This window comes from Photobacterium sanctipauli, assembly GCF_003026495.1.
GTDB classification, from domain to species: domain Bacteria; phylum Pseudomonadota; class Gammaproteobacteria; order Enterobacterales; family Vibrionaceae; genus Photobacterium; species Photobacterium sanctipauli.
In genome coordinates this window covers 1-18,624 of the sequence record NZ_PYMA01000030.1, presented here as the reverse complement: position 1 = coordinate 18,624, position 18,624 = coordinate 1, and the positions used below count along the sequence as shown (strand labels likewise).

At 53.0% G+C, this 18,624-nt stretch carries 16 protein-coding genes and 4 tRNA genes; 2 read left to right on the top strand and 18 right to left on the bottom strand.

What is annotated here, in order from left to right; translation table 11 throughout:
- Positions 1-57: 57 nt before the first annotated feature.
- The 8 genes from C9I98_RS25690 to leuS form a co-directional block, all read right to left on the bottom strand.
- A complete protein-coding gene (locus tag C9I98_RS25690; protein WP_107272650.1) occupies positions 58-864 on the bottom strand; it encodes a septal ring lytic transglycosylase RlpA family protein in 807 nt (268 codons plus the stop codon).
- Complete coding sequence (gene mrdB, locus C9I98_RS25685) at positions 865-1,986, bottom strand: peptidoglycan glycosyltransferase MrdB (RefSeq protein WP_107272649.1); 1,122 nt, start codon at positions 1,984-1,986, stop codon at positions 865-867. It abuts the gene before it with no gap.
- Positions 1,983-3,938, bottom strand: a complete 1,956-nt coding sequence (mrdA, locus tag C9I98_RS25680; protein WP_036815957.1) for a penicillin-binding protein 2 — start codon at positions 3,936-3,938, stop codon at positions 1,983-1,985. The genes mrdB and mrdA overlap by 4 nt, the downstream gene beginning before the upstream one ends.
- A gap of 6 nt (positions 3,939-3,944) precedes the next feature.
- Positions 3,945-4,415: a 23S rRNA (pseudouridine(1915)-N(3))-methyltransferase RlmH gene (rlmH, locus tag C9I98_RS25675; protein WP_036815959.1), complete on the bottom strand. Its 471-nt coding sequence runs from the start codon at positions 4,413-4,415 to the stop codon at positions 3,945-3,947.
- A gap of 6 nt (positions 4,416-4,421) precedes the next feature.
- Positions 4,422-4,739, bottom strand: a complete 318-nt coding sequence (gene rsfS, locus C9I98_RS25670) for a ribosome silencing factor (protein WP_036815961.1) — start codon at positions 4,737-4,739, stop codon at positions 4,422-4,424.
- Between the two features lie 140 nt (positions 4,740-4,879).
- Positions 4,880-5,908 (bottom strand): DNA polymerase III subunit delta, encoded by a 1,029-nt coding sequence (gene holA / locus C9I98_RS25665; RefSeq protein ID WP_036815962.1) that lies wholly within the window; start codon positions 5,906-5,908, stop codon positions 4,880-4,882.
- Positions 5,905-6,543 (bottom strand): LPS-assembly lipoprotein LptE, encoded by a 639-nt coding sequence (locus tag C9I98_RS25660; RefSeq protein WP_245907254.1) that lies wholly within the window; start codon positions 6,541-6,543, stop codon positions 5,905-5,907. The genes holA and C9I98_RS25660 overlap by 4 nt, the downstream gene beginning before the upstream one ends.
- A 193-nt stretch (positions 6,544-6,736) precedes the next feature.
- On the bottom strand, positions 6,737-9,310 hold the full coding sequence (gene leuS / locus C9I98_RS25655; protein WP_036815970.1) for a leucine--tRNA ligase: 2,574 nt from the start codon (positions 9,308-9,310) through the stop codon (positions 6,737-6,739).
- 185 nt (positions 9,311-9,495) lie between these two features.
- On the opposite strand from leuS, the gene C9I98_RS25650 reads away from it, so the two are divergent.
- Complete coding sequence (locus tag C9I98_RS25650) at positions 9,496-9,978, top strand: zinc ribbon-containing protein (protein ID WP_036815972.1); 483 nt, start codon at positions 9,496-9,498, stop codon at positions 9,976-9,978.
- A gap of 57 nt (positions 9,979-10,035) precedes the next feature.
- Here C9I98_RS25650 and C9I98_RS25645 read toward each other — a convergent pair whose 3' ends face one another.
- The 6 genes from C9I98_RS25645 to miaB form a co-directional block, all read right to left on the bottom strand.
- On the bottom strand, positions 10,036-10,707 hold the full coding sequence (locus C9I98_RS25645) for a lipid-binding SYLF domain-containing protein (RefSeq protein WP_036815974.1): 672 nt from the start codon (positions 10,705-10,707) through the stop codon (positions 10,036-10,038).
- 137 nt (positions 10,708-10,844) lie between these two features.
- Positions 10,845-12,404, bottom strand: coding sequence for an apolipoprotein N-acyltransferase (gene lnt / locus C9I98_RS25640; protein ID WP_036815975.1), 1,560 nt, complete (start codon positions 12,402-12,404; stop codon positions 10,845-10,847).
- Positions 12,405-12,407: 3 nt separating this feature from the next.
- On the bottom strand, positions 12,408-13,280 hold the full coding sequence (gene corC / locus C9I98_RS25635; RefSeq protein WP_036815976.1) for a CNNM family magnesium/cobalt transport protein CorC: 873 nt from the start codon (positions 13,278-13,280) through the stop codon (positions 12,408-12,410).
- A gap of 106 nt (positions 13,281-13,386) precedes the next feature.
- Entirely contained in the window at positions 13,387-13,851 is a 465-nt protein-coding gene (gene ybeY, locus C9I98_RS25630; RefSeq protein WP_036815977.1) for an rRNA maturation RNase YbeY, read from the bottom strand.
- Positions 13,851-14,966 carry a PhoH family protein gene (locus tag C9I98_RS25625; protein WP_170111238.1) on the bottom strand — a complete coding sequence of 372 codons (1,116 nt, stop codon included), beginning with the start codon at positions 14,964-14,966 and terminating at the stop codon, positions 13,851-13,853. Before C9I98_RS25625 ends, ybeY begins: the two co-directional genes overlap by 1 nt.
- Before the next feature lie 85 nt (positions 14,967-15,051).
- On the bottom strand, positions 15,052-16,476 hold the full coding sequence (miaB, locus tag C9I98_RS25620) for a tRNA (N6-isopentenyl adenosine(37)-C2)-methylthiotransferase MiaB (protein ID WP_036820699.1): 1,425 nt from the start codon (positions 16,474-16,476) through the stop codon (positions 15,052-15,054).
- Positions 16,477-16,727: 251 nt separating this feature from the next.
- Here miaB and C9I98_RS25615 point away from each other — a divergent pair, with 251 nt between their 5' ends.
- Positions 16,728-17,888 carry a 2-octaprenyl-3-methyl-6-methoxy-1,4-benzoquinol hydroxylase gene (locus C9I98_RS25615; protein ID WP_036820696.1) on the top strand — a complete coding sequence of 387 codons (1,161 nt, stop codon included), beginning with the start codon at positions 16,728-16,730 and terminating at the stop codon, positions 17,886-17,888.
- A 213-nt stretch (positions 17,889-18,101) separates the two neighbouring features.
- Here C9I98_RS25615 and C9I98_RS25610 read toward each other — a convergent pair.
- The 4 genes from C9I98_RS25610 to C9I98_RS25595 form a co-directional block, all read right to left on the bottom strand.
- Positions 18,102-18,186, bottom strand: a tRNA-Leu gene (locus tag C9I98_RS25610).
- A gap of 57 nt (positions 18,187-18,243) precedes the next feature.
- Positions 18,244-18,318, bottom strand: a tRNA-Gln gene (locus tag C9I98_RS25605).
- A 34-nt stretch (positions 18,319-18,352) separates the two neighbouring features.
- A tRNA-Leu gene (locus C9I98_RS25600) sits at positions 18,353-18,437 on the bottom strand.
- A gap of 62 nt (positions 18,438-18,499) precedes the next feature.
- Positions 18,500-18,584, bottom strand: a tRNA-Leu gene (locus C9I98_RS25595).
- Positions 18,585-18,624: the final 40 nt, after the last annotated feature.

Genomic DNA, 18,624 nt, shown 5'->3' with positions numbered 1-18,624 from the left:
GGGGAAGTGTGCAGTGTTCGAAAGGCCACTGGTGTGGCCTTTCAATAACAGGCTTGGTTAGGTCTTAGGCTTGAGTTCACGCTTTGAGGTAATAATAAAGGCTTGCGGGTACAAACTCGCCTTGGCTTTATCGCGTTGCTCAATAGCTTCATCCCGGTCGATGTAAGGCCCCAGGCGCAAGCGGTAGATCTCGGCAGAGTCCGCTTTTTTAATATCGACGCTGGTATCGAACTCTTGTTCTAATTTTGTGGCAATTTCTTGTGCCTTCGCTTCGTTGGTGACCGCAGCAAGTTGAACAAAATAATAGTTAGGGTTCGCGCTTTGCCATTCTTCCGGGTTGTCTGGCTTGGCAACTTGGATCAGTTCGATTTTCACCGGTGCCGTACCGTGCTTGATCACATCGAGGCGCGCCGCCGCTGCCATGCTGAGATCGATGATCCGGCCTTCGTGGAACGGCCCCCGGTCGTTGACCCTCACGATAGCGGTTTTGCCGTTGTTGGTGTTGGTCACCTTGACATAGCTCGGTAACGGCAGCGTTTTGTGCGCAGCGGTCATCGAGTACATATCGTAGATTTCACCGTTCGATGTTTGATGGCCGTGGAACTTTTGCCCGTACCATGACGCATCGCCTTCTTGGATGAAGGGATCAGAGCCGGTGACAATTTGGTAGTCCTTACCGCGCAAGGTGTAATCTTTATTGCCCGCTAAGCTTTTTGGCTCATAACGAGGCTGGGCATCCTCGATGTGATCCAGTGTCGGCGATGATTCTGGGGCAATGTCGTCAGCGATATCATAGCGCTCAGTGCTGGGTGTTGAGCTACAGCCAGCCAGTACGAGTAATAGGAATAATGGGGAAATACGCATTTAGGTCGCCTTCGACAACATTTTTCTATGGGTATGAATTGACATCAGGATACCGAAACCGGCCATTAGGGTCACCATGGAGGTTCCCCCGTAGCTGACCAGTGGCAGGGGCACCCCTACCACAGGAAGCAGGCCGCTTACCATGCCAATATTTACAAAGATATAAACAAAAAAGCTGAGTACGATACTGCCTGCCATCATCCGGCCAAAGGCGGTTTGGGCACGGCTAGCCAGCAGTAGTCCACGGCCGATAATAAATAGGTAGATGGCCAATAGGCAGACAACACCCACTAGCCCCCATTCCTCGGCGATCACCGCAAAGATAAAGTCGGTGTGGCGCTCAGGCAAAAATTCCAACTGGGACTGGGTGCCCTGCATCCAGCCCTTGCCCGACAACCCACCCGAGCCAATCGCAATTTTTGACTGGATGATGTGGTAGCCGGCCCCGAGCGGATCCGACTCCGGGTTAAACAGGGTGAGCACCCGTGTCCGCTGGTAGTCGCGCATTAAAAACAGCCACAAGACTGGAATAAAGCCGGCCAGCAAAACGCCGGCAGCACCGATGATCTTCCAGCTCATTCCTGATAGAAACAAGACAAAGACCCCGGATGCCGCGATCAGGATCGATGTACCGAGATCGGGTTGCTTGGCAATGAGGATCGTCGGGACGAAGATCATCACCAGAGCAATGACCAAGTTCTTGAAGCTTGGCGGAAGTGGCCTGCTGCCAATAAAGCGGGCAACCATGAGCGGCACCGCCAGCTTGATCAGCTCCGAGGGCTGGAAGCGGACAAAACCGAGGTTCAGCCAGCGCTGGGCACCTTTTGATGCCTCACCAAAAAACAGGACGCCAAGTAGCAACAGCAGGCCGGCCCCAAACAGATAGGGAGCCCAGGTTTCGTAATGGCGCGGGGCGATCTGAGCCAGCACAAACATGACCCCGAGCGAGAGCACCATACGGATGGCTTGCCTTTCCATCATTGGCATGCTTTGCCCGCTGGCGCTGTACATCACCATCAATGCAAAGCCCATTAAGGTTAAGAGCCCAAGCAATAGGGGCACATCAATGTGTAAGCGGTCACTCAGGGTGCGCTTGTTGCCAGTTGCCGCCATGATCGTCATTGGGATACCTCGGCTAGTTTCGTGCTCTTAGTGGCCGCTTCGGGTTCAGAAGCCTTGGGTTTTAATAGCATATGGTCGAAGATACGGCGCGCAACAGGGCCGCCGTTGGACGAACCGCCACCGGCGTTTTCGAGTACCATCGACACGACAACTTCCGGCTCGTCAAATGGTGCAAAGGCGGTAAACAGGGCGTGGTCGCGCAGGTGCTCTTCCAGCTCCTCGGCGTTGTACTCCTGATCTTCTGCCAGACCAAAGACCTGGGCCGAACCCGACTTACCGGCGGCCACGTATTCAGAGCCATAGAATGGGCGACGAGCAGTACCGCGTGGGCCGTACAATACGAGGCGCATGCCTTCTTTGGCGACATCCCAGTATTTCGGGTCGACGTTGTCAATCGGCGGGTAATCTTCAAACTTAGCTGGCATTTCGACATCTTCATCAATGATGTCTTTGAGCAGGTGCGGTGCTTGTACCCGGCCGCGGTTAACCAAGACGGTTGTGGCCTTGGCTATCTGGATTGGGGTGGCTGTCCAGTAACCCTGGCCAATCCCGACTGGGATGGTATCCCCTTGGTACCAAGGCTGACGGAAGCGGGCTTGCTTCCATTCACGGGTCGGCATATTGGCCTTGCTTTCCTCATGAATATCAATGCCGGTGTATTCACCGTAGCCGAAACGGGTCATCCAATCGGAGATGCGGTCGATGCCAAGATCATAGGCAATTTGGTAGAAGAAGGTATCCACCGATTCTTCAATGGCCTTGTGGATATTGACCTTGCCGTGGCCCCAGCGCAACCAGTCGCGGAATGGACGGCTGTTGGAGTTCGGGATCCGCCAGTAACCCGGGTCATTGCGGGTGGTACGGGTGGTGATCACACCTTCGGCAAGCGCTGCAACCGCAATCATCGGTTTGACTGTCGATGCCGGCGGGTAGATCCCCAGCGTCACGCGGTTGACCAATGGGCGGTTGATATCGTTAAGTAGCTCGCGGTACTTTTTGCCCGAGATGCCATGGACAAACAGGTTAGGGTCGTAACTTGGGCTTGATACCATTGCCAGTACCGACGAGTCGCGAGGGTCGAGGACGACGACGGAGCCACGCTTGTAGCTGACGATCTCTTCGCCGGTTTCAGGGTCTTGCTCGCGTTCGGTCAGTAACTCCTTAACGTAGAGCTGAAGCTCGATGTCCAGGTTGAGCTTAATGTCTTTACCCGGGATCGGCGGCACATATTTCAGGGTGCGGATAACCCGGCCGCGGCTGTTAACCTCGACCTCTTGGTAGCCGGACGTGCCGTGGAGCAGGTCCTCGTAATACTTTTCTATACCCAGCTTGCCGATGTCACGGGTCGCTTTGTAGTTGTTGATCTTTTCTTCGCGCTCAAGGCGTTGAATATCACGGTCGTTGATTTTTGCCACGTAGCCAAGTACGTGGGTGAGGGCTTCACCGTAAGGGTAGTGGCGCTTGAGGTATGCTTTGACTTCAACACCCGGGAAGCGGTGTTGGTTTACCGAAAACAGGGCAACCTGTTGCTCCGACATTTGGTTGAGCAACGGCACCGACTTGAAGCGTCGGGTACGGCGGCGCTCGCGTTGGAAGCGCTCGATTTGTTCATCGGTGACGCCCATGAGATCTTTGAGGCTAAGGAAGGTCGCTTCAAGATCGGGCACTTTCTCGCTGGTGATTTCCAACGAGTAGACGGGGCGGTTTTCCGCCAGCAGGATACCGTTTCGATCGTAGATCAAGCCACGGTTGGGGGCGACAGGCACCACTTTGATCCGGTTATCGTTCGATCGTGTCTGGTAGTCTTCGTGCTCGCTGATCTGAATATGGTACAGATTGGTGAGCAGAATACCTACCAGCACGATGATGCCGATAAATGAGACAAGCGCTCGACGGAAAAACAGTGCCGACTCAGCCCGATGGTCGCGGATCTGCGTTCGCTTTTGTCTCATTCTTTCTTATTCCCTGTGGTACGGGTGGTTGGCGGTGATACTCCACGCACGGTAGAGGCTCTCGGCCATGATGACACGCACAAGCGGGTGGGGTAGCGTCAGTGGCGATAGCGACCAGCTTTGATCTGCCGCGGCTTTGCAGGCGGGTGCCAGCCCTTCAGGCCCGCCGATCAAGATGGAGACATCGCGGCCATCCAGCTTCCAACTTTCCAGTTGCTCGGCCAGCTGCTCGGTGTCCCAGCGCTTGCCCGGGATATCAAGGGTGACGATGCGATTGCCCTTGGCAACCGCCGCCAACATGGCTTCGCCTTCTTTTTGCAAAATACGTGCAATATCGGCGTTTTTGCCACGCTTGCCCGCTGGTATTTCTACCAGTTCCAATGGCATGTCTTTCGGGAATCGGCGGCTATATTCTTTGTAGCCTTCCTCAACCCATTTCGGCATCTTGGTGCCGACAGCAATTAATTGAAGCTTCATGTCTGATTAGCCCCAAAGCTTCTCCAGTTGGTACAGGTTGCGTGCGTCTTCCTGCATGATGTGCAGCATAACGCTACCCATATCAACAACAATCCACTCACCGTCGTCTTCGCCGCTGATCCCGAAAGGCGGGTAATCAATCAGCTTAGACTCTTTATTTACGTGGTCGGCAATCGAGGCTACATGACGGTTGGACGTACCGGTACACAGCACCATGAACTCGGTGATGCTAGACTTGCCGCGCACGTCTAGGGTTACGATGTCCTGGGCTTTAATATCGTCAACTTTATCAACAATAAAATCGTGTAGTTCTTGAACCTGCAAAGGAAACCTCTCATTAGGGTGTTTTAGTCATTAATGTAGACCGAGACTGCCTAGGTCTACAATTTAGCGGCGCAGTATACCACGCACAACCTTGTACGAAACAAGTTGGCATTAACTTTACATAATACCGCGAAACGGTATTAAAGCGCGCCGCCTAAGTGGGTGCGGATACCGCATATTTCGGCACATAGCGCCGATAAATCGTCCCAAGGCTGGTAGTCGAAGTCGGTTTTTACTTTTACTTCCAACTGGGCGAGCTGCTGGAGCAAGCCAATGAGCACAGGAAGGGGAAGGCGGTGCAGTGCGCCTATGTACACTTCCCGGCGGCTCTGCCAGATCCGGAAGTTCTCGAAAATGTTGTTGAGCGACGTTCCCTTGCTGCCCATCTCCTGCATCTTATAGAGCTGGGTGAGCTCGCGCTGCAGGGTACGGAGGATGATCACCGCTTCGATACCTTCGCCCTGCAGTTGGCGTAGCACCCGCTGGCTACGCTTGCCTTGTCCTGCCAGTACGGCATCCAATAACTGGAACGGGGTGTAGTGGTTGTGGCGGCTCAGCGCCTCTTCCAGCCTCACGACATTGATTTCGCCGTCGGGGTAGAGCAAGACCAGCTTTTGTAAGCTCTGGGCCAGCGCCAGCAGGTTGCCCTCGTGCCACTGGGCCAGCATGAGCACCGATTCATGATCCGGCTTGAGGTTTAACTGCTGGCAGCGCCCTTGGATGAAGCGAGGCAAATGGCGGGCGTCCGGGGTATTGCAAGGGAGGTATAAGCCGTTGCCTTCGAGCCCCTTGAACCACTTGGCACTTTCTTGCTTCTTGTTCAGGCGCGGGCCTTGAAGCAGCAGCAAGATGTCTTCGTGTAAACAAGCGGTGACTTCCTGCAGGGACTTGGCATGCTGTGCATTGAGGCCGGTATCAGGGATGAGCAGCTCAATCACCTGGCGGGCCGAGAATAGGCTCATGGCCTGACAGCAATCGAGCACCAGGTTCCAATCGAGTTGGGCATCAACGGTAAAGGTGTGGCGTTCTTCGAAACCGGCAGCCATGGCTGCCTGCTTGATTTGGTCACTGCTTTCTAGCTTGAGCAATGGCTCGTTGCCAAATAGCAAGTAAGCTTGGCGCAACCCTTTTGTTAGCTGCTGCGCCAGTTGTTCTGGGTAAATCCTCATTCTGCAGTATTCACCTGATTGGTGTTGCTTGCAGCGCTCGCGTCGTTTTCACCTGATGTGGTGTTGAAGATCTGGTTGGCACCATCGCGATCACCGTCTTCTTCGGTAGTGACGCTAATGCCTTCTTCATTGGCGCTCTCTTCCAGCAGAGACTCAAGCTCATCGGCTTCCATCTGGTCGAATGCGGCGGTCAGGCGAGCCAGCTGGCGCATGATCTGGCGCGATGCTTGCTGACGCATCTCATCTTCAATCATATCGCGTTCAACCGACTTGGCCAGTGCGGTTAACGGGTTATCCAAGAAGGTACGGTTAACACGCGAGGTATAGCTCTGGCTGCCCTTGTTCGGTACCACGACGCGGTAGCGAACGGTATAGGTCAGCTCGTACTCAGCGGCACGGGCATTTTGGTAGAGCGACAAAGTACGCTCACCGGTCGACTCGCTGATAAGGTGCAGGTTAGGCACGTTGGCCGAAGGGGGCACAGGCTCGATACCGTGCAGCTTAAACTGAGACTTCACCTGACGGTGCAGCTCGCCGTAGCGGTCGAAACTGGTGAGTGATAGCTTGGCGATATCGTCTGGCAACATGTAGTTACCGCGAAGGTGGAAACCGCAGGAAGCAGTGGCAAGCGCCATAACTGCAACTAAGAGGGTTCGGATTGTGCTTTTAAGGGAAAATAAAGCTTTCACCGAGTCTGCTCCATGAAAAATGAGTGAAAACTGACCGGCTGACGCTGGTGGTACGGGGTGAGGGTGAGCCGGAATAACTGTGGCCCTGAAATCAGAGCCACAGATTAGGCACTAGGAATCTGCTTTAGTTCGCGCGAAATTAGTTCGCAACGATATTCAGCAGTTTGCCCGGTACGTAGATCACTTTACGAATGGTTTTTTCGTCAGTGAACTTAGTGACGTTCTCATCGCCTAGAGCCAGTGCTTCTACTTGCTCTTTGGTTGAGTCTGCCGCAACAGTTAGTTTAGCGCGAAGTTTGCCGTTCACCTGTACGATGATCAGCTTCTCGTCTTCAACCATGGCTTTTTCGTCAGCAACAGGCCACTCTGCATTGTCGATATCGCTCTCGCCCATGGTTTCCCACATCTCGAAACAGATGTGCGGAGTAATTGGGTAAAGCATGCGAACAATCGCTTTTAGTGCTTCGTCAAGAATTGCACGATCTTGTGCTGATTCCTGAGAGGCTTTGGCTAGCTTGTTCATCAGCTCCATGATAGCGGCAATCGCAGTGTTGAATGTCTGGCGGCGGCCAATGTCATCACCCACTTTAGCGATAGTCTTGTGCACGTCACGGCGAAGCGCTTTTTGGTCTGAAGACAGAGCAGCAACATCAACAGCCTCCGCTGCGCCTTTGCCAGTGTGCTCGTTAACCAGTTTCCAAACGCGTTTCAGGAAGCGGTTTGCACCCTCAACACCAGACTCTTGCCATTCAAGCGTCATGTCAGCCGGTGAAGCGAACATCATGAATAGACGTACTGTATCCGCACCGTACTTGTCGACCATTTCTTGCGGGTCGATACCGTTGTTCTTCGACTTAGACATCTTGATCATGCCCGAGTGGGCCACGTCACGGCCTGTGTCATCAACGGCTTTCTCGATACGGCCCTTGCCGTCACGCTCCACAGAGACATCGCTTGGTGCGATCCACTCTTTCGTGCCTTTCTCGTTGGTGTGGTAGAACGCATCTGCAAGTACCATACCCTGACAAAGAAGCTGCTTGAACGGCTCGTCAGACGTTACGTAGCCCGCGTCACGAAGCAGTTTGTGGAAGAAGCGTGAGTACAATAGGTGCATACAAGCGTGCTCGATACCACCGATGTACTGGTCTACTGGCAGCCAGTAGTTGGCTTTTTCCGGATCTAGGATGTCGTCGGCCTGTGGCGAACAGTAACGTGCGTAGTACCACGATGATTCCATGAAGGTATCAAACGTATCGGTTTCACGCAGTGCAGGTTCACCGTTGAAGGTTGTCTTCGCCCACTCTTTGTCAGCCTTGATCGGGCTGGTTACGCCGTCCATCACGACGTCTTCAGGTAGGATAACAGGCAGTTGCTCGGCTGGTACCGGGTGAACTTCACCGTCTTCGGTAGTCACCATTGGGATTGGTGCACCCCAGTAGCGCTGGCGAGACACACCCCAGTCACGCAGACGGAAGTTAACTGTCTTCTGGCCCTTGCCTTCGCTTTCCAATTTCGCTGCGATTGCATCGAATGCAGCCTGGAAGCCAAGACCGTCGAATTCGCCTGAATCGAACAGTACGCCTTTCTCGGTGTATGCCGCTTCAGCAATGTCTAGCTCGCTGCCGTCTTCAGGCTTGATCACCGGAATGATGTCCAGGCCGTACTTAGTGGCGAACTCGAAGTCACGCTGGTCGTGAGCAGGTACTGCCATCACGGCACCTGTGCCGTAGTCCATCAGTACGAAGTTAGCAACGAAAACAGGAACTTCACGGCCGTTCAGCGGGTGAATAGCCGTTAGGCCTGTTGCCATGCCTTTCTTTTCCATTGTTGCTAGTTCAGCTTCAGCAACCTTGGTGTTACGGCATTCCTCGATAAATGCAGCAAGCTCAGGGTTGTTCTTCGCCGCTTCTTCTGCAAGCGGGTGGCCTGCAGCGATACCAACGTAAGTCACACCCATTAGTGTGTCTGGACGGGTTGTGTAAACTTCGAGGTCTGGCTGACCTTTCACTTCAAACTTAAGCTCAACACCTTCAGAGCGGCCAATCCAGTTGCGCTGCATGGTTTTAACCATGTCAGGCCAGCCGTCTAGGTTGTCCAGGTCGTCGAGTAGCTCTTGGGCGTATTCAGTGATCTTGATGAACCACTGCGGGATTTCTTTTTGCTCTACAGGCGTGTCACAACGCCAGCAGCAACCGTCTTCAACCTGCTCGTTAGCAAGCACGGTTTGGTCGTTCGGACACCAGTTAACAGAAGACGTCTTCTTGTAAACCAGGCCTTTTTCGTAAAGCTTAGTGAAGAACTCTTGTTCCCAGCGGTAGTATTCCGGCGTACAAGTAGCAAATTCACGGTTCCAGTCGTAGCCAAAGCCCAGCAACTTAAGCTGGTTCTTCATGTACTCGATATTTTCGTAAGTCCATGGTGCAGGGGCAGTTTTGTTTTTCACTGCAGCGTTTTCTGCTGGCAGGCCGAATGCGTCCCAACCGATAGGCTGCATCACGTTCTTGCCCTGTAGGCGCTGGTAACGAGAGATCACATCACCGATGGTGTAGTTACGCACGTGACCCATGTGCAGTCGACCACTTGGGTACGGGAACATGGAGAGACAGTAGAATTTTTCTTTATTAGGGTCTTCACTTACAACAAAGGTCTTTTTGTTGTCCCAATGTTCTTGAACTTTCTGTTCAATGTCCTGTGGACGATATTGTTCTTGCATCGATGACATCCGGGATTTTGTGAGTTGAGTACAAACACATTCAATATAATCGGCATAGAATAACTAAAGGTAAAGGTGTCAACAATAGCTAAGGCCGTTTCGGGCCGTAATTGTTACCGGATAATCGCGGTTAACAGGCTTGTGGCACATAATTGCCTGCTGGAATGGCAGATAGGAGGTGACCTATGGCTAAGCAAAAAGCAGATTACGAGGCGCTACTTGAGCAGGTGACGGAAACCCTGAAGCATAGCCCCGATGAGCTCAAGCATTGGGCGGAAACCACGGAAAAATATCGTCAGGCCGCCAGTGATATGACCAAAGACGAACTGGCGTTGATTTCGGCCTACTTGAAGCGTGACTTGAAGGAATTCGGCCAAGGGGTGGAGGAAAGCCCTGAGCCATTTTCGGAAAGCCCGTTTTATCAGGTGGTGAAAGAAACCATTTGGGAAGGCCTGGCAGAGATCACCGATAAAACCCAGATAGAGTGGGGAGAAGTGATGGATGACATCAAGCACCAGGGGGTTTACCAAAGTGGTGAAATCATTGGGCTGGGCAATCTAGTGTGCGAAAAATGCGGGCACCATGAGCTGATCACCCATGTGAAGAAGATTGAGCCCTGCATGAAGTGTGGCCATGACCGTTTTACCCGCCAACCGCTTTCACCCTAGTTTGAGATAAAAAATAGCGAGGATGACCTCGCTATTTTTTTATTGGCTGGCTTGGCGCTACTCCGGGCGCTCGAGGGTGTCGACGATCACCGCTGTTGGCGTTGACTCGGTCTCGGGCAGTTGCGCTGGCTTGGCAGGGCTCGCGCTTGGTGAGTGGCCACCAAGTGGCTCGTAGCTGAACTTCTGTCCGGCTAACGAGGCTTCCAACATCATGCCACCCTTGGCAAAGGTGAAGACCGCGATGCCGTTGGTGTAGTTGGCATCGAGGTAGTTATCACTGGCGCTGGCGCTGATCCCGGCCGTGCCCGCCTTGGCCTGCGCGCCTTCTGTCAGGGCAACGGCTGAAGCTTGGGCATCGAGCTCGAAACTGCCGCTGGTGAAGCGCTCGTAGGCACGCTTGTCTTGGAAGAAAATGATTTCACTGTACGACTGGCCACCGAACTGCAGGCCAAACGAGACTTGGTAGAGCTTGGCTGAGCCGGTTATTTCATGATCTTTATAGACGGTGCCGCTACCATACGCGCCGCCTACCCAGAAGCCGCCCTTGCCCACTGAGGGGAACACGGCATACCCATACGAAGACAGGAAGAAAGGCTGGGTTTGGCTTGCGGCTTTGAATTGGTCTAGCGCCGCTTGGGTTTCCAGGCTTTCTTTGGCAATTGAACCTGATGCGACGCATAACATGGCGACGGCACTGAGGGTGGTAAATAACTTGGTGATGATTTTCATGGGCGCATTCCCTTGAGTTGCAAGCTTATAGGTTATTTGCTTTGCCCGTTATATTATCAAGATGAATAAAAAGGCGAAGGGACACCCTTCGCCTTTTTGCTTATTTTCAGCTCTGATTCAGCCAAGCCGCCTTGAAATCAGTCGTGATAGTTTATCTCGGGCCGCTCATCCCGGAAGTGCCCGGATTGGCGGCGCACCAGAATCCACGACAAGGTGACCGACCAAAGGATATACAGGTACAGAGGCCAGCTGCCCAAGGTGGTATAGGGCGTGATGCCATCGGTTGGCTGAACGCTTGTGCGGAGCACGCCCTGTTCGAACTGCGGGATCTGCGCGATGATCTTACCGTTGTGGTCGACCACGGCTGTCACCCCGCTGTTGGTCGCGCGCAGCAATGGCTTACCCAGCTCCAGCGAGCGCATTTGGGCGATTTCCATGTGCTGGAACGGGCCGATAGAGGTGCCAAACCAGGTGTCGTTCGACAGGGTAAGCAAGAACTCGGTATCGATGTTAACGTTGCGGCGTACCTGCTCGCTGAAGGCGACTTCGTAACATAGCGCCGGCGCTAACGATACGCCATTGGCCTCTAGGTTTGGCTGGATGTAGTCGCCACGGCTGAACGATGACATCGGCAAGTTGAAGAACGGCGCGATAGGGCGAAGCAAGTCACCAAACGGCACGAACTCGCCAAATGGCAATAGGTGGTGCTTGCTATAGCGTTCGGCGTTCTCGTACTGGTAAGGGCCGGCACTGTTCACACCCAGTGTCAGGATGTTATTGAAGTACTCGCCTTGCTCGTTTTGATCCAGTACGCCGGTGAGGACGGTACTGTTGTTGTTGCGCGCTGCCGCGTCCAAGTTTTGCAAGAAGGTCGGTACTTGCGACTCCAAGGCCGGGATGGCGGCTTCAGGCCAGATGATAAGATCGGCATCCCAGTTTTCCCGGGTTAGGTCGGTATACATCATCAGGGTCGGCCAGCGTTGGCTTGGCAGCCATTTGATTTCCTGGGCGACGTTACCCTGGATCATTGCCACGTCAATGGCGTTGTCGGCGTTGGGTACCACCCATTGCTTGTTTCCTGCCAGCAGGCTAAGGCCCAAGACAAGCACAGGAATGAGCAAAGGCTTCCAGTTACGGTAGCTGATGGCAGCAACCAGCGTGGCGCTGGTAAGGACGAGGGCAAGGGTGATCCCCTCGACACCGAGTATAGGCGCCAGCGACGCGTATGGGCCGTCAATCTGCCCGTACCCCATCCATAGCCATGGGAAGCCGGTCATCAGCCAGCCACGGACCCAGTCGAGCAATAGCCAAATAACCGGACCGCTTAGCAGCAACTGGTGGAAGGGGCGGCCACGGTTGAGTTTGTTAAATAGGTAGCCGAATAAGGCTGGGTAGAGTGCCAGGTAGCCTATTAGTAGGGCCATCAGGCTCCAACCTGCTAGCCATGGCATCCCGCCGAAATTGGCGATGCTGACGTGCACCCACTTGATCCCGGTGCTGAACAGGCCGAGTCCCCATAGGAAACCGATCAGTCCCGAGCGTTTCGGTGTTTGGTGCTGGAGCAGGTAGAAAAGAATAAACAGGGAAACTGGCGCAAGATACCAGTGGTTATAAGGCGCAAAAGAAAGGGTGGCTAGTGCACCTGCTGGGACAGCTAAGGCTAGCTGTCCCAACTTCATTAGAGCATTTTTTGTCATTCGCTATGATGTTGTTGTCGGTTGGTTTGCTTCGTGAGGCACTGTCACTTGCAATTGGATAATCCGACGGTTATCAGCTGACGTTACTTTGAATGAGTAGCCGTCGAGCTCAACGATTTCACCACGGTCAGGTAGGTGACCAAAGCTGGTCATGACCAAACCACCCACGGTATCAACTTCTTCGTCGCTGAACTGGGTTTGGAACATCTCGTTGAAATCTTCGATGGTTGTCAGTGCTTTAACCGAATAAGTATGCTTGCTTAACTGACGGATATCTTGCTCTTCCTCGTCGTCGAATTCGTCTTCGATTTCGCCAACGATTTGCTCAAGAATATCTTCAATGGTGATAACACCTGATACCCCGCCGAATTCATCGACAACGATCGCCATGTGGTAGCGTTCTTCGCGGAATTCTTTGAGGAGGCGGTCAACACGCTTGCTTTCTGGTACAACAACTGCAGGACGTAGTACCTTGGCCATGTTGAATGGTTCGCTGTTCGGCAGTAGGTAACGAAGCAGATCTTTTGCCAGAAGGATACCTTCGACATGGTCTTTATCGTCGCTGATCACCGGGTAGCGGGAGTGCTGGGTATCAACAATTAAATCAATCAGATCCTCTAACTTCTGAGAACGTTCGATTGTGACCATTTGAGAGCGTGGGATCATGATGTCTCTAACACGCATCTCGGCAATTTCCATGACCCCTTCGAGCATGTCTCGGGTGTCGTGGTCGATCAAATCGTTTTCTTCTGAATCACGGAAAACTTCAACTAGCTCTTCGCGGTTCTGTGGCTCACCTTGGAAAAGTTGGCCAAGACGTTCAAAGAAGGACTTTCTACTCGGACCTTCAGAATTTTGTGAGTTATCTTCGTTCATTGTTTGTAAGAATTACTTCTCTATCAATTAAGTGGCAGCGCCACGGGGAAATGCTGCATCCAACTTGAGGATGCAACACTTATACGACAACGGTATCGACGAAAGGTTACAGCTTTTCTGCAGCATATGGGTCATCGAAACCCATTTTTTGCATAATTTCTGTTTCCAAGCCTTCCATTTCTTCGGCTTCGTCATCTTCGATATGGTCATAACCTAGCAGATGAAGACTGCCGTGTACAACCATATGTGCCCAATGGGCATTTAGCGGTTTATCCTGCTCTTTGGCTTCTTTTTCGACAACTTGTCGGCAAATAATCAAATCACCGAGTAAATCGAGCTCGACACCCGGCGGGGATTCGAACGGAAACGACAGTACATTGGTCGGCTTGTCTTTGCCACGGTACTCATGGTTGAGCGCGTGGCTCTCTGCCTCGTCAACGAGACGGATAGTCAGTTCGGCATTGGGCTGAAACAAAGGGATCGTTGCATCGAGCCAGTGTTGGAAATCAGCCTCAGCTGGCATACCGGATTCGCTTTCAGTCGCGATCTGGAGATCAAGATAGATAGCCATTAATTTGTTTTTTCCGTTTCGGCAGAGGGTGTCGCTGCCGGGGTTGCTGCGGCGGCCGTGGCTGTTGCGGCAGCGACAATCGCTGCTTGCTCGTCACGACGACGCTGTTCGTTGATTTTGCGTTGCTTCTGATCGGCAGCCTCCCACACATCGTATGCCTGAACGATACGGGCAACAACCGGGTGGCGGACGACATCATCGGCCTGGAAGAAGTTGAAGCTGATTTCGTCAACTTCCGACAACACTTCAATGGCATGGCGAAGGCCGGAGCGGGCGCCGCGAGGCAAGTCGATCTGGGTGACGTCACCGGTGATCACCGCGCGAGAGTTGAAGCCGATACGGGTCAGGAACATCTTCATCTGCTCGACCGTGGTATTCTGGCTTTCATCCAGGATGATAAAGGCGTCGTTCAGGGTACGGCCACGCATGTATGCCAGTGGGGCAACCTCAATAACATTGCGCTCGATAAGCTTTTCGACACGCTCAAAGCCTAGCATTTCAAACAGGGCATCATAGAGCGGGCGCAAGTAAGGGTCGACCTTTTGGCTCAGGTCGCCAGGCAGGAAGCCCAGCTTTTCACCAGCCTCAACCGCAGGGCGGGTCAGCAGGATACGTCGAATTTCTTGGCGCTCCAGTGCATCAACCGCAGCCGCAACCGCAAGGTAGGTCTTACCGGTACCCGCAGGGCCGATACCAAAGGTAATGTCATGGCGAACCATGTTGCTGATGTACTGGGCCTGGTTTGGCGTACGCGGCTTGATCACCCCTTTCTTGGTCTTGATCGTGACTTCCTTGCCGTAAGGAATGCTCGATTCCGTCGTTTGCTCTAAAACGCCAGACTCTTTGATGGCAAGGTGGATTTGATCGGGTTCGATATCAGGGATGGTATTGCGAACTGGCGCTGTATCGACATAAAGGGTTTTGATGATGTCAGCGGCAGCCTTGGCTGTGTGTGGCTGACCAACAACGCTGAAGCTACTGCTACGGTGGTTGATTTCTACACCCAAACGGCGTTCAAGTTGTTTGATGTTATCGTCGAAAGGGCCACAAAGGCTGGAAAGGCGCTGGTTATTGGCGGGTTCCAGATTGAATTCTACAGTAATAACTTTGCTCAAGATTTGCCTCTCAATGCGGCCACCCGAGGGATCGGGTGGCCTATGGTTCTGGGCGCGTCCTACTTGTGGTTAGACGGGCGTTATACTATGGAGTATATACGCCTACACCCAATTCATCTTCTTTACGTGTCTTCTCCATCACCTCGGTTGGCGACATCGCAACACGTAGATCCATTTCAGCTTCGGTGCGAACAAGCTCGCCGCGTAGTGAGTTGGTGAATACGTCGGTGATCTTCACGTCAACGAACTGACCAATCAGCTCGGCTGAGCCTTCAAAGTTAACCACGCGGTTGTTTTCGGTACGGCCGCGTAGTTCCATGATGTTTTTCTTCGAAGGACCTTCAACCAAGATACGCTGCTCGGTATCTAGCATCTGGCGCGAGTAGCGCATAGCCTGAGTATTGATCTGTTGCTGTAGCTCATACAAGCGTTGCTTCTTCACTTCTTCAGGTAGATCACACGGATAATCTGCCGCTGGCGTACCAGGGCGTGCCGAGAAGATGAAGCTGAAGCTGATGTCGAAATCCACATCGCGGATCAGTTTCATGGTGTCCTGGAAGTCCATGTCGCTTTCACCCGGGAAGCCGACGATGAAGTCTGAGCTGATGGTGATATCAGGACGCGCCTTGCGCAGCTTACGGATCTTCGACTTGTACTCGATCGCCGTGTGCGGACGCTTCATCAGGGTTAGGATACGGTCTGAACCGCTCTGTACCGGCAGGTGCAGGAAGCTAACCAGCTCAGGGGTATCGGTGTAAACCTCGATAATGTCGTCGGTAAACTCGATTGGGTGGCTGGTGGTGTAGCGAATACGGTCGATACCGTCAATCGCAGCCACTAGGCGTAGCAGTTCAGCAAACGTGGCAACCTCGCCGTCATGCGTATCGCCACGGTAAGCATTCACGTTTTGGCCTAGTAGGTTAACTTCACGAACGCCTTGCTCAGCCAGCTGCGCCACCTCAAATAGCACGTCATCAAGAGGACGGCTGACTTCTTCACCACGGGTGTAAGGTACCACGCAGTATGTACAGTACTTAGAACAGCCTTCCATGATAGAAACGAACGCCGTTGCACCTTCTGCACGAGGTTCTGGCAGGCTGTCGAATTTCTCGATTTCCGGGAAAGAAATATCCATGACCGGCGCATCATCCGACTGGGATTGCTTGATCATTTCCGGTAGGCGGTGCAGTGTCTGTGGGCCAAAGATCACATCCACATAAGGGGCACGCTGACGGATTGAATCGCCTTCTTGGGTTGCTACACAACCACCCACGCCAATCACAAGATCGGGCTTTTTCTCTTTCAGTGTTTTCCAGCGGCCTAGCTGGTGGAAAACTTTCTCCTGAGCCTTTTCACGGATTGAGCAGGTGTTCAGCAGCAGAACGTCTGCTTCTTCTGGTTCTTCCGTTAACTCGAAGCCATTGGCTGCATTTAGAAGATCGGCCATTTTTGATGAATCGTATTCGTTCATCTGGCAACCCCAGGTTTTGATAAGCAGTTTCTTAGCCATGTCTAACTCTTCACTCGTAGTGTTTATTCATTGCATTCCACATTGCTGTACCCGGTAGATAGCGATAAATCAGCCTCTCCCGGGGTAGCAAGCCGCGTATTGTACTGCTTTAAACCCTGCCTGACTAGATCATCACCACCCCGAATAAATTGTGGTTTTACCGCGAAGGTGATTAATCACTGATGCAGCGTTGGTTTTTAGGTAGAATTGGGACTATGAGAAACATTTTAACGAGCTAGACAGGATCAGGTATGGAGCAATTCGACATTGTCGTTGCTGGCGGCGGGATGGTCGGCGCAGCAACCGCGATAGGCTTGGCCCAGCAGGGGTTGAGCGTGGCAGTATTGGAGGGGAAAGCCCCTGAGCCGTTCGACCCAAGCCAAGCTATGGATTTACGTGTATCGGCGATATCACCCAACTCTGTTGCGTTGCTTGAGCGTCTTGGCGCTTGGCCGGCAGTGATGGCAATGCGAGTGTGCCCGTACAAGCGGCTGGAAACTTGGGAGCACCCAGAGTGCCGTACCCGCTTTAACGCCGATGAGCTGCACCTAGAGCGCCTGGGCTACATCGTTGAGAACCGGGTGTTGCAACTGGCGCTTTGGCAGCAATTTGCCTCTTACCCTAGCTTGAAGCCGCTCTGCCCAGCCAGAATGGCGAAGTTAGAAACGGTGAGTGGTGGTGTGGTGGTGACCTTGGATGACGGTCAACAACTTGCCGCCAAACTATTGGTCGGGGCTGATGGTGCCAATTCACAGGTACGGCAACAAGCCGGGATCGGTATCACGGCATGGGACTACCGCCAACACTGTATGCTAATTAATGTCGAAACGGCGTTGCCGCAACAGGACATCACCTGGCAAATGTTCACACCACACGGCCCTCGCTCGTTTTTGCCGCTGCCGGGGCACCAAGGCTCGCTAGTGTGGTACGACAGCCCCGAGCGTATCAGGCAGCTCTCGGCCATGGCGCCGGAGCAATTGAAAGAACAGATCCAGGCGCATTTTCCTGAAGAGCTGGGGGACTTTACGGTGCTTCGCCATGGCAGCTTCCCGCTGATCCGCCGCCATGCCCAGCAATATTCAAAGCCGGGGGTTGTGCTGCTGGGGGATGCGGCGCACACCATCAACCCGCTCGCGGGGCAAGGCGTGAACCTTGGCTTTAAGGATGTTGATGTGCTGTTGCATGAAATAGAAAAGGCGGGGCAGGACTGGGGGAGGCCGTCAGTGCTCAGTGCTTATGAACGCCGCCGTCGACCTGATAACTTGTTGATGCAATCTGGGATGGATTTTTTCTATACCACCTTCAGCAACACCCTGGCGCCGGTGAAATTCTTGCGCAATGCCGGATTGAAGCTGGCCGAGCATGCCGGCCCTATCAAGCAGAAAGTGCTGAAGTACGCGATGGGGATGTAGTGCTCAAGCGCTTGCAATGCCGGGTATGAAACACGGAGAGGGCTGAACGGCCCTCTTTTTTTGGGCCTATAAAAGAAAAAGCCGAATGTTATTGAGAACATTCGGCTTAACAACCAGAGAGATACGATCATTGAGTAGGTTGTAAAATCAGTGGTCTATCATTACTGAACGACAGACATAAGAAAACCCACCAAAGGGTGGGTTACTTAAATATGGTGCGGAAGGAGAGACTTGAACTCTCACACCTTGCGGCGCCAGAACCTAAATCTGGTGCGTCTACCAATTCCGCCACTTCCGCGTACTTCCCGTTTAGTTTGATTTTAGCAACCAATAAACTACAACGTTAAGCAATGTGTGGCAGGTCTACCTGGATTCGAACCAGGGAATGACGGGATCAAAACCCGTTGCCTTACCGCTTGGCGATAGACCTACAGATGCTCTTTGCAGAGACTTTAATCAGAGAATGGTGCGGAAGGAGAGACTTGAACTCTCACACCTCGCGGCGCCAGAACCTAAATCTGGTGCGTCTACCAATTCCGCCACTTCCGCATAGTATAGCTCTGATTGTATTTTCCAAACCGGAAATTGGTAAATCCGACTTGAAGAATTAATGGTGCGGAAGGAGAGACTTGAACTCTCACACCTTGCGGCGCCAGAACCTAAATCTGGTGCGTCTACCAATTCCGCCACTTCCGCATCAAAGTTTTACATCTTCGGTAGAGAAGATGGTGGCTAC